We start from the raw sequence: 12095 nt of genomic DNA, 5'->3' as shown, positions 1-12095 counted from the left end.
GTACTGCCATGAAGAAAATATTATTAGCCCTTTTAACCTCTTGCGCCTTAGTGTCGTGTGAGGGGTATTTCGACCAGTTACCGAAAACAGAACTTCCGTCTGAGACTTTCTATACCTCATATGACGCTGCTTTGCGTAATGTTGCTATACTCTATGCCAATGCCGGGCATGTGAACGATGGAATTATGACCAGTGACCGGTTTATGATGCCTTCGCTGATGAATGAAGGTCCGTTCGACCTGACATCTACCTCGGGTAGTGTGCTGAACTTATGGTCAAAGCATTATTCATATATCGCGCAGGCGAACCTGATACTTGAAAGACTGGAAGCTAACAAAGGAGTGATTGACGAGAACGCCGGACATTCTGCATTGGACAAGGCCACCATCACCGGATCGGCTACCGAGATGCTGATGGGCGAGGTGCGTTTCCTCCGGGCTTATGCTTACTTTACTTTGTACCGCTATTACGGTGGTGTACCCTTGGTCACAGAGCCTACCGGACCGAAACCGGCTTATGTGCCACGGGCAACCCGGCAGGAGATGTTCAAGTTTCTTTATGACGAGATGGCTTATGCACTGGATAAGTGTCTGGATAACCGTTCGGGCATTGCTTACGGCCGTGTGACGAAGGGAGCCGTGGCAGGTATGTTGGCAAAGATGAAGATATTCCATGCTTCTTATATCCGCCGTGCGGAAATGTATGGGGATAAGATCAATGAAACGACGGCTGGCGATGTGGATAAAACGACGTTATATGCCGATGCCGTGAAGTTGTGTGACGATATTATTGCCGGTATATACGGAACTTATGAGCTGGAAGAGTACTTCCCCGCTGTATTTACCAAACGCAACAATGAGATTATGTTCAGCGTGCTGGCAGAAGAAGGGGTGGGCACCGGAAACAAGATACCGATGGGCTTTGCCGGTGAAGGCAAGTACGGTGCTACCGGCGGAAGAAACCTGACCTCGTGGCTGACGCTGTTATATGACATACCGATGTGGGAACATAACTACAGTTTCAAGGACGTGTGTATGGATTACGGACAGGTGGACCGCTTCAATGCCGAGAGTCCGAAACCGGGAACAACTCCTTATGATTTGCAGAATCTTTATGACCGTACCGGGAAATACTCCATAACGGGAGATGTTACCCGTCGCATGTGGAGTTCGGTGAAAGGCTGGGTGACCGGTCCTAACAGTGGCGGTGCTCCGGTCGGCTTGTGGGTATTCGAACCTGCCGGACGTGAACTGGGCCCTGAGTTCTACATCGAACCGGGTAAAGTAAACGATTATACCGAAGAGCAGCTTAAAGTCATGGACGTGGCTCTCGAGAGTCACGAACGGGCTTGGTGGAAGAACGAGACGAACGGGCAGAACAAGCCCAACCTCTGGAACTGTAACTGGTGGCAGTTGGGTAAGTTCCGTAACCTGAATCCGAGTGAGCTGAGCTCTACTTTTGATATCAATTACGGTGGTGTGGACTATCCTGTTTTACGTCTGGCTGAGGTTTACTTACTGAAAGCAGAAGCCCAGATTATGCAGGGTCATGCTTCGGAAGGAGTGAAAACGATGAACATCATCCGTGACCGTGCTTGCCATCAGGGTTCCATCAAAGATATGTTTGTCTCTCAGGGAGATGCTCCTTATACTTACCAGCCGGGTTCGGTTATGATGATTCCTACGAATATCAGTCCGGCCAATGCATTGAAGGAGCTGATGTATGAACGTCTGCGCGAACTGGCAGCCGAGGATGATTGCGGGTGGCTCGATGTAGCCCGTTTCCCGGATGTGTCGATGGTCGACTTGGCAGATATCTGCCGTTATCGTGATCCTCTGCAGTTCTTTGATCCGTTTGGTGATCCGGCGCGTGGAGAGTACCTCTGGCATCTTTTCAACGAAGAGAAGGTATACCGGGTGCTGATGCCGATACCGTTTACCGAGTTATCGTTCTTCCCAGAGATGAAACAGAATCCGGGATATTTCTAATACTAAATACGAATGGATATGAAAACAAATAAACTGATTATAGGGCTGCTTGCTGTGGCAGCCACTTCGCTGGTTTCCTGCGAGAAATTTGGTGCAGACGTAGAGACACCGTCTGTCAGCATCTCCGTATCACCCCAGAATCCGAAAGTAGGCGAAGAGGTGACGGTGACCATCAATACCGATGCCCAGTACCTGACGCTTTTTACAGGTGATGAAGGCAAGAAGTTCGAACGTTCGCGCGTTAAAGCCATTATGGAGCACGATTGGGACAGCTTCTATGAAGAGTGTTACCGGGTTTCTTATGCCAAAAATGGAGAAAAGACCCTGTTTTATAAATACTTTAAGGACTATCAGTCCATCGAAGAGGTGAAGAAGGATTTTGAGTTCTTCGGTGCCATTGACAATATCCAGTTGGTCCCCTACAAGAAAGGGGACTTTCCGGAGGCTTTGATGGAGATGAGCTACATAGGGACCAATCAGCTGAAGTTTACGGTGACCGACCGGCGTATCCCTTCGGGCATACGGATGAAACCGGATATCCACATCTTTGGCGGACTGGCCAACCAGCCGGGTAATACGATTATCGAAAGCCGCTTTGTGGCGTGTGATGCCGACCGTGCGATTCGTAAGTATTCTAATGATGCGTGGGTGGCTGCTTACTTCGGCCTGCACACCGAGCAGTTGGAGGACTTTGGCGGATATAGTGCCGGATACAAGTACTATACGATGCAGGATGAGCGTTCGTACGGCGCATTCCAGACCAACGATCCGCTTTCACGTCGTCCTACCGAAGGATTTTATAAACTGGGCGATATGTACAATCGGGATACATACCTGCAACCCTTCCTGGATCATGGTGAAAAGATCATTCTCCGCCAGGTGGACATGTACGTCAACGGCCGTTCCACCTTTGCGGCAGCCGACGATTCGCCTTATAAGTACGATCTGGATGGGGATGGAGTATTGGAGGCGTATGAATGTGAACTCGATCCTGCTACCGGACTTCCGGTTCATGAAGCCGACTATACGAAGTATAAGGGTTTCCAGGGCGATGTCTATCTCTCTTTCATAGAGATGGGGACCGACGAGTACGAACCTTGGAACACGGGTGTTTCGCTGGGTTCTGTATACACTACCGGAGGAATTCAGAAAACTTATAAGTACATTTACACCGGAGCCGGCGATTTTACCATTACGGCCGTTGCCACCAATGTGGGTGACAAAGACTATAAGGGGATCGATTATAGTGAAGAGCGGAGTAATTCGCTGGATGACTACAGTCATAAGAGAGCACTTAGCAGTGTGAAAATTTCAGTGCAGCCGTGATGCTTCTCTGCCGAATGTAAAACAGTGATTGAGTATCTGCATGGCAGCGTTTATCCACCAGGGCCCCGGACGAAGTACCGCCGTATACCCGGACGAAGTACCACCGTATACTCGGACGAAGTACTGCCGTATACCCGGACGAAGTACTGCCGTATACTCGGACGAAGTACCTGCGGGTAAAAAGTGCCACACAGCCCTCCTGTGACGGATGAGGCACAGCAATGCTCAACTACTGTAGATTACTTTATTAATTAAAGAATGGTGCCTATGAAACTTAAGTATTATATTTCATCCTTACTCTTTCTCTGTCTGAATATTTCTTCTCTCCGGGGTATAACTCCCCAAATGAAAGTCAGTCTGGACGAAAGGGGAGTAAGCTCGCTCGTCTTTCAGGGGGCGGACAATGTCCGCAACTATATAGACCACGGGAAGTATCTGGGCGATTTGAATCTGGCTTACGAAGTCAGGGGGAAAAGCTATGCAGTCTCTCTGGCCGATATTTCCCCACAGATTCTGTCCGCCACCTCCGATAAGATACAGATATTCTGGCAGCTTCCTTCGGATGTACGCCTCTATCAGACTTTCACCATCAAGGGTGAAGAGGTGGATTGGGAGATTGAGTTTTTCAACCGCAGCCACCATCCGGCGACGGTGACGGACCTGTGGTTCTCTTTGCCTGTCGGTGCTTTGGACGAATCGATCCAGGCACATCAGAATCTGAACCGGCACTTCTCTCTGAACGGGAATGCTTCTTTTTTCTACTGGACTCCGCTGACTGGGCAGGGTGACATCCTGCTGATGACCATGCGGAAGGGAACTTCGATTGAATATGCCACAGCGGACGGCAAATATTATCTGCATTCCACCCATGCTGTGGACCGTACAGATGATACCTGGAGATTGCCGTCTACCTCAAAGACTGTACAGCCTTACGGACACTACGTTACCGGTTTCAACTTCACGCTTGCCGGAAATCACGAGGAGATACAGACGATAATTTATGATAAGCAAGGGGTGGTTGTAAAGGTTGCCCCCGGCATGGTCGTTACTCCGGAGATGGAGGTCTGTTGCGCTTTGCGGTCCAAGCTGCCCGTTACCGGATTGACGGCGGAATATCCTGCGGAGATGCAGATCACCAGCCTTGGACAGAAGGCAGGAGATACATATCTGTATAAGTTTCGTTTCTCCCGTTTGGGAGAGAACCTGATAACGGTACGTTACGGAGAAGATCGGGTCTGTTTCCTCGACTTCTTTGTGACGGAACCCCTGGAGACCCTGATTAAAAAGCGGGCACGTTTCATTGTCGGACGGCAGCAGCATCGCGACCCTTCCAAGTGGTACAATGGGCTTTATAGCCTTTGGGATATGGAGAAAGCCGAGTTGCTTTCGCCCGACCACCTGGGAGACTTGCGGGAAGAGTTCATGGTGGGTGGTTCGGACGACCCGTCCAACAGCAAGCCGGTCTATGTGAGTGAAAAGAATGTCATCTATCCCGACCGGGAAGAAATCGCCTCTCTGGAATACTACGAAGAAAACTTCGTATGGGGCAAGCTGCAACGCACAGACCGGGAATATCCTTATCCGTACGGCATTTACGGCAGCGAAAACTGGTATCAGAACCGTAGCGGGAAATATGGTGGATACGAAGATGGCGGTTCGGGCAAGGGACGCATGTGGCGGACCTTCGACTATACCACTCACTTTGCCATTTATTATAACCTTTACCGGATAGCGGAGGATAATCCCGAGATGGTTTCCTACCTTGATGCCGATGGTTATCTGGAACGCGCCTACCGGACGGCAATGGCCTATTTTGAAGTGCCCTATAACATTTTGATGGGCAAGCAATGGACATTTCATGGCTGGACGGACTGGGCTTATAAACAAGGCAACTTTCACGAGCGCTATCTGCTCGACATCATCCGTGCCCTTGAGCAGAAAGGGAGAGAGAAGGATGCGGCCAAGCTGCGTCGTGAATGGGAGAAAAAAGTGACTTATATGGTTTACGAAGATCCCTGGCCCTTTGGCTCCGAGATGTTTGTCGACCGTACAGCCTTTGAGTCTTCCTATTACGTGGCAGAGTATGCGAAGTTGAATCCTATCGAGCCGGAAGAGCAGTTCTGGTACGACAAGAACCTCAAGAAGTGGTATTCGTATACTTCGTTCGATACTGCGATGATCGACCGTTTCATGCAGAACCAGCTGGATGGGAACCTTGCGCTGCGCGGATTGTTTGAGCCGGGATATGCCAATCTGGGCACAGCGTGGAGCGGACAATACGTAAACCTCGACTATATGACCCAAATGGGAGGTGTGGCATTGCTCGATTATGCCTATCGGTTCTCCGACCGGCCGGACAGATACATCAATTACGGATATAACTCTTTACTGGCTTCATGGGCACTGATGAACACCGGTACGAAGGAGACCGGCTTTGGCTATTGGTATAAGGGAGAGCGGAACGATGGTGCTGTCGGCTGGGCCTTCTCACCCTACCAGAACTCACGCACTTACATGAACTATATCAAAGTGGGGCGTTCTCCCTGGCGGTTTGATGGTGAAATAGACCACGGGCTTACCGGAGGCATCCACGGTTCGGGAGTCTATCTGGTGGATGATCCCGACTTCGGGCTGATCGGCTACGGAGCGAATGTCCGGACGGATAAGAACGGAACCGTGAGTATCACTCCCCTTGACGGAGTACGCCGACAGATACGTATCATGACTCCTGTCCGTTTCTCCATCGAATTGATGCAGGACGGATTCCGGAAAGATCATCCCGTCACCCTCAAAGGGGCAGCCGAAGAACTGAGCTTCTTCATCGAAAACCGTTCCGGCAAACGTCACAACACAACCATCCGGACCGAAGGAATGCCGGAAGGTAAATATACTGTCATGACCGATCACAAAATGATAACGACATTCCACATTGAGGCGGGTAATACACATCATCCTTATTATATAGAGGTGCCCGTTACGGACAAACATACCCAAGTGAAACTTTTAAAAACAAATTAGAATGAAACATGTACTAACAGGGCTATTTCTGTTTCTCCTTACGACAGCCTGTTCGGAAGAGGGACAGCAGACAATAACACCCGTTCCCTTTAATCAGGTGACTTTGACCGATGGGTTCTGGAAAGAAAGGATGCAGACGGAAATCAACGTAACGGTACCTTTCTCCGTTGAGCAGAGCGCACCGGCGGTAGAGCGTTTCCGGCGTTGCGCCGCCTTTCTGGCAGGAGACTCCACAGCCCTTCCCGAGACTCACCGCTTTATAAGCTCCGATCTTTATAAAGTGATGGAAGGAGTGGCTTATTCACTGATGATTCGTCCGGACAAGGAGCTGGAAGAGTATATGGATGAAGTGACCGATCTGATTGCTGCTTCACAGAAAGAGGACGGATATTTATATATTTCGCATATTTGTGGTAATCCCGATCCCCGAGAGATGGGAGAGAAGCCCTATTCGTGGGTCGTTCATAGCCATGAGCTTTATAATGTGGGGCATCTGTACGAAGCAGCGGTAGCCTATTATCAGGCTACGGGTAAGGATAAACTGCTGAATGTCGCCATAAAGAGTGCCAAGCATGTGAATAAGGTGTTCTTTGAAGGAGGTGATCCCAATTATAACGGCGGCAAACCGGTCAATCAGGCTCCGGGGCACGAAGAGATCGAGCTGGCACTCTGCAAGCTATACCGGGTGACAAATGATACACTGTACCTCAACATGGCAAAGAAGTTCCTTGAGATCAGAGGAGTCACTTACCGTCCGGAAGGTGAGGGAGTAATGGCGCCGACTTACGCACAGCAGCATGCGCCGGTGAAAGAGCAGACCGAAGCTGTTGGGCATGCCGTTCGTGCGGCATATCTATACACAGCCATGGCACAGGTCGATGCCCTGACCGGACTGAATGACTATACCCGTGCGCTTAATTCTATTTGGACGAATCTGGTCACTACCCGTATGCATATCACCGGCGGCCTTGGAGCCATAGAGGGGATGGAAGGCTTCGGGGCTCCTTATGAACTCCCCAATCTGACAGCCTATAATGAAACCTGCGCGGCGGTAGCCAACGTGTTCTTCAATTATGGTATGTACCTGGACAGCGGAGACGCTAAATTCCTCGATATAGCCGAGCTTTCACTCTTTAACAACTCGTTGGCGGGCATCAACCTGCATGGCGACCGTTTTTTCTATGTCAATCCTCTTGAGGCAGACGGAGTGAGACGCTTTAATCATGGGAATGGCGGACGTGCCAAGTGGTTCGGGTGTGCCTGCTGTCCTCCCAATATTTCACGTCTGATCCTGCAAGTGCCGGGCTATATGTATGCCTATAGCAAAGACAGGGTTTACCTGACCTTGTATGGCGGCAGCCAAACGGAAATTCCCCTGGAAGAAACCCGTGTGAAACTGGAGCAGTCCTCTGCCTATCCGTTCGATGGAAAAGTGCGCGTGACGGTGCAGCCCGAAAAGGCAAGTAAATTCTCGGTTTGCATGCGTATCCCTACGTGGGCACGCTCCGGAGAATTTGTTCCGGGGGGACTTTACCCCTATAAACAACCGGGGCACACGGAAATTGAACTGAGCGTTAATGGACAGAAAACCGATTTCAGGATGGAGAAAGGATTTGCCGTTGTCAAGCGTAACTGGGAGCCGGGTGACGTGGTCGAACTCAACATCCCCATGCCGGTGCGTTTTGTAGATTGCATCCCCGAAGTCAGTGAGAATATAGGTAAGACCGCCGTAACCCGCGGCCCATTAGTCTACTGTGCCGAAGAAGTGGATAATGCCGGCCCCGTCCAACGCCTCTATCTGGGCGATGTTAACGAATCACAGGCAAAGGTGGCCAATATATCCTCCGGTGTGCTGCAAGGATTGGAAAGTATCACCCTGCCGGGTATGGAGAAAAAAGTGGAAGGCATCACCACCCGTGAGATCACGATGGTTCCTTACTACGCCTGGTGCAACCGGGGAGACAACCGTACGATGCTGGTTTGGTTGAACGATGAGGCCTCCACCGCCAGCATCGGCCAGCAAGCCATGGCTTATCTCCGTAATATCAAAGCGGTGAACGTATCCTCCCTGGCTGCCGGAAAGAATATTTCCACACGTGCGCTTTGCGACGGAAAAGTATCTGATTCTTCCGCAGACAAGCTGACTGAAAGGTGGATGTCCGACGGCTCGGGCAGACAATGGGTGCAGGTAGACTTCAAAGAACCCTTTCTGCTGAATTCCCTTTCCATGTATTGGCTGGACGATCAGGAAAAAATAGCCGTTCCGTCCGGTTGGTCGGTAGAGTATAAGTCGGATGCCGGATGGAATCCCCTTGAACTTTATGTGACGGACTCATATCAGGTGGGTACCGATCGGTTCAACGTAGTACATCCTTCAGGCAGTGTTGAAGTGGAATCCGTTCGTATTCTTATAGAACCTCAGAAAGGAAAATCAATAGGTGTTTCAGAGATAAGGTTTGAGTAGGTTCTTTTTTTTCAGCAGGAAAGAGGGTGTTGTACAGCAGAGGCAACATCCTCTTTCTCTATCAGTACATGCCGTATTCTCACAATGTAAAAACAAAAAAGGTCCGCCGTAATGACGAACCTTTGTTTGCTCTTCCTCTTGGACTTGAACCAAGGACCCTCTGATTAACAGTCAGATGCTCTAACCGACTGAGCTAAGGAAGAATTTAGCAACTGAGAATTTGAACTTTGCTCTTCCTCTTGGACTTGAACCAAGGACCCTCTGATTAACAGTCAGATGCTCTAACCGACTGAGCTAAGGAAGAATGATTTGTTTTTCTCAATTGCGATGCAAAAGTAATAGGATATTTTGAAATATGCAATATCTTTGCAAAAAAAAATAGTGAAATGGATAAAATAATTGGATTGGGCAACGCCCTGGTAGACGTACTTGCAACCCTGAAAGATGATACACTCCTTGATGAAATGGGATTACCCAAGGGAAGCATGCAACTTATTGATGATGCTAAGTTACAGCAGATTAACGAACAATTCAGTCAGATGAAAACCCACTTGGCGACTGGTGGAGCAGCGGCAAATTCCATACTTGGACTCGCCTGTCTGGGTGCCGGAACCGGTTTCATCGGAAAAGTCGGAAATGACGCTTACGGAAACTTTTTTCGGGAGAATCTGCAAAAAAATGGCATCGAAGATAAATTATTAACGTCTGATCTGCCGTCGGGAGTCGCTTCTACTTTTATTTCTCCGGACGGAGAACGTACTTTTGGTACTTATCTCGGTGCTGCTTCTACGCTGAGAGCCGAAGATCTGACACTGGATATGTTCAAAGGTTATGCTTATCTGCTTATAGAGGGATATCTGGTGCAGGATCACGATATGATTCTTCATGCCATTGAGTTGGCAAAGGAAGCCGGTTTGCAGGTTTGCCTCGATATGGCAAGTTATAATATCGTGGCAGGCGATCTTGAGTTCTTCTCTTTATTAATAAATAAGTATGTAGATATTGTTTTCGCCAATGAAGAAGAGGCAAAGGCGTTTACTGGTAAAGAAGACCCGAAGGAAGCCCTTGAACTGATCAGCAAGAAATGCAGTATCGCCATTGTAAAGGTAGGTGGAAATGGTTCTTACATCCGTAAGGGTACGGAGGAGATCAAAGTAGAGGCCATTCCTGTAGAGAGAGTGATTGATACGACGGGAGCAGGTGATTATTTCGCTGCCGGATTTCTGTACGGGCTGACTTGCGGCTATTCTTTAGAGAAATGTGCAAAGATTGGTTCAATTCTCTCCGGAAATGTTATACAGATAGTTGGAACCACGATTCCTTGCGAGCGTTGGGATGAAATAAAGTTAAATATTAACGAAGTTCTGTCAGAGTAAGCAGGCAATGAGTTACTTTTACGTCTCATTTTAACGAAAAGTGTATGAAAAAGTTTCTGAATAGACGAAATGGTGTCCTGTTGGTAGCCGCATTGGTTGTCGTAGCATTCTTTAGTTTCAAGAGCGGTGACGACCGCAATTTCCAGATTGCTAAGAATCTGGATACCTTTAATTCTATCGTCAAAGAACTCGATATGTTTTACGTAGATACGCTCGATCCGAATAAGACGGTTCGTGAGGGGATCGACTATATGCTCTCGTCACTCGATCCGTATACGGAATATTATCCGGAGGACGACCAGGCTGAACTGCAACAGATGTTGAACGCTTCGTTCGGAGGTATCGGATCTTTGATCACGTACAACCAGAAACTGAAACGTTCGATGATAGCCGAGCCTTTTGAAGGAACCCCTGCTGCTAAAATCGGACTGAAGGCAGGCGATATCCTGATGGAGATAGACGGAAAAGATCTGGCGGGAAAAAACAACCAAGAGGTGAGCCAGATGCTCCGGGGTGCAGTAGGTACGAGCTTTAAGCTGAAGGTAGAGCGTCCGGACGAAAAGGGTGGCACCCGGCCGTTGGAGTTTAATATTGTACGTCAAACCATCCAGACTCCGATGATTCCTTACGATACTATCTTTAATAAGAATGTAGGTTATATCAATCTGAGCACCTTCTCCGGTACTCCTTCCAAAGATTTTAAGAAGACATTCCTGAGACTAAAGAAAGAGGGCATCACCTCATTGGTGATTGACCTGCGCGGAAACGGTGGCGGACGTCTGGAAGAAGCGGTAGAGATTGCCAATTTCTTTTTGCCTCGCGGCAAAGTGATCGTGACTACCAAGGGAAAGACCAAACAGGCCAGCAATACGTATAAGACATTGCGTGAACCGCTGGATCTTGATATTCCTATTACCGTATTGGTAAACGGAGGCACTGCTTCCGCGTCCGAAATCCTTTCGGGAGCTTTCCAAGATTTCGACCGTGCCGTGATTGTGGGAAGCCGTACGTTTGGAAAGGGATTGGTGCAGACCACCCGTCCGTTGCCTTACGGAGGTGTGATGAAACTCACGACTTCTAAGTATTATATCCCCAGCGGACGTTGCGTACAGGCCATCGACTATAAACACCGCAATGAGGACGGCAGTGTAGGTATCATCCCCGACAGCCTGACTACCGTGTTCCATACGGCAGCCGGACGTGAAGTTCGCGACGGTGGAGGTGTGATGCCGGATATCGAAGTGAAACAGGAAAAGTTGCCTAATATCCTCTTCTATCTGGTGCGCGATAACCTGATCTTCGATTATGCAACGCAGTACTGCCTGAAGCATCCGTCCATCCCTTCTCCGCAGGAGTTCAAGGTGACCGATGCCGACTATAACGACTTCAAGGCAATGGTGAAGAAAGCCGACTTCAAGTATGACCAGCAGAGTGAAAAGATCATGAAGACGCTGAAAGAAGCTGCCAAGTTCGAAGGGTATCTGGATGAAGCATCGGAGGAGATCAAGGCACTGGAGAAGAAACTGACTCATAATCTGGACCGCGATCTCGATTACTTCTCAAAAGACATCAAGTCGATGATTGCCGATGAGATCATCAAGCGTTACTACTATACACGTGGAGGGATCATCCAGCAATTGAAGGATGACGATGGGCTGCAAGCCGCTCTCAAGATATTGGCCGATCCGGTCAAATACAAAGAAACTTTGAGTGCTCCGGTAAAGAAATAATAAATGGGGCTGTTATATCACATGAAGTGCACCCCAAAAGTCAGACAAAAAACTTTTGGGGTGCACTTCAACGACGGTAGCGAGTTGCTGATGAAATCTCTGACCACCGACCAGGATTATTATTTCGCCGTGGAGGCCTTTAATGAAAATGGTGTATCTTTACCCTCCGAACCCCAATATGTAGAATAATCCC

The 12095-nt window shown here is 48.9% G+C and carries 7 protein-coding genes, 2 tRNA genes and 1 pseudogene; 7 read left to right on the top strand and 3 right to left on the bottom strand.

Translation table 11 applies throughout. The features are described 5' to 3' along the window. Positions 1–8: 8 nt before the first annotated feature. Together G7Y45_RS02505 and G7Y45_RS02500 are read left to right on the top strand one after the other, a co-directional pair. A complete protein-coding gene (locus tag G7Y45_RS02505) occupies positions 9–1988 on the top strand; it encodes a RagB/SusD family nutrient uptake outer membrane protein (RefSeq protein WP_005811641.1) in 1980 nt (659 codons plus the stop codon). A gap of 18 nt (positions 1989–2006) precedes the next feature. After that, entirely contained in the window at positions 2007–3314 is a 1308-nt protein-coding gene (locus G7Y45_RS02500) for a hypothetical protein (protein WP_032541887.1), read from the top strand. Here G7Y45_RS02500 and G7Y45_RS02495 read toward each other — a convergent pair. After that, on the bottom strand, positions 3300–3506 hold the full coding sequence (locus G7Y45_RS02495) for a hypothetical protein (RefSeq protein ID WP_147399799.1): 207 nt from the start codon (positions 3504–3506) through the stop codon (positions 3300–3302). The two genes, G7Y45_RS02500 and G7Y45_RS02495, sit on opposite strands and share 15 nt — an antisense overlap. A gap of 75 nt (positions 3507–3581) precedes the next feature. On the opposite strand from G7Y45_RS02495, the gene G7Y45_RS02490 reads away from it, so the two are divergent. Then, positions 3582–6332 carry a DUF5695 domain-containing protein gene (locus G7Y45_RS02490; protein ID WP_165016454.1) on the top strand — a complete coding sequence of 917 codons (2751 nt, stop codon included), beginning with the start codon at positions 3582–3584 and terminating at the stop codon, positions 6330–6332. 1 nt (position 6333) lies between these two features. Further along, on the top strand, positions 6334–8796 hold the full coding sequence (locus G7Y45_RS02485) for a beta-L-arabinofuranosidase domain-containing protein (RefSeq protein WP_165016451.1): 2463 nt from the start codon (positions 6334–6336) through the stop codon (positions 8794–8796). 129 nt (positions 8797–8925) lie between these two features. Here the strand turns inward: G7Y45_RS02485 and G7Y45_RS02480 are convergent. Beyond that, positions 8926–8999 (bottom strand) — tRNA-Asn (locus G7Y45_RS02480). 27 nt (positions 9000–9026) lie between these two features. Further along, positions 9027–9100: transfer RNA gene (locus G7Y45_RS02475), tRNA-Asn, on the bottom strand. A gap of 82 nt (positions 9101–9182) precedes the next feature. Here G7Y45_RS02475 and G7Y45_RS02470 point away from each other — a divergent pair. The 3 genes and pseudogenes from G7Y45_RS02470 to G7Y45_RS02460 form a co-directional block, all read left to right on the top strand. After that, a complete protein-coding gene (locus tag G7Y45_RS02470; protein ID WP_005781950.1) occupies positions 9183–10172 on the top strand; it encodes an adenosine kinase in 990 nt (329 codons plus the stop codon). A 44-nt stretch (positions 10173–10216) separates the two neighbouring features. After that, positions 10217–11902, top strand: a complete 1686-nt coding sequence (locus G7Y45_RS02465) for a S41 family peptidase (protein WP_122296819.1) — start codon at positions 10217–10219, stop codon at positions 11900–11902. Positions 11903–11977: 75 nt separating this feature from the next. After that, a pseudogene (locus G7Y45_RS02460) lies at positions 11978–12091 on the top strand (fibronectin type III domain-containing protein); the annotation flags it as partial. Positions 12092–12095: the final 4 nt, after the last annotated feature.

The sequence above is a fragment of the Bacteroides sp. ZJ-18 genome, assembly GCF_011038705.2.
Classification (GTDB): domain Bacteria; phylum Bacteroidota; class Bacteroidia; order Bacteroidales; family Bacteroidaceae; genus Bacteroides; species Bacteroides hominis.
This window is presented reverse-complemented; position numbering and strand designations above follow the sequence as displayed.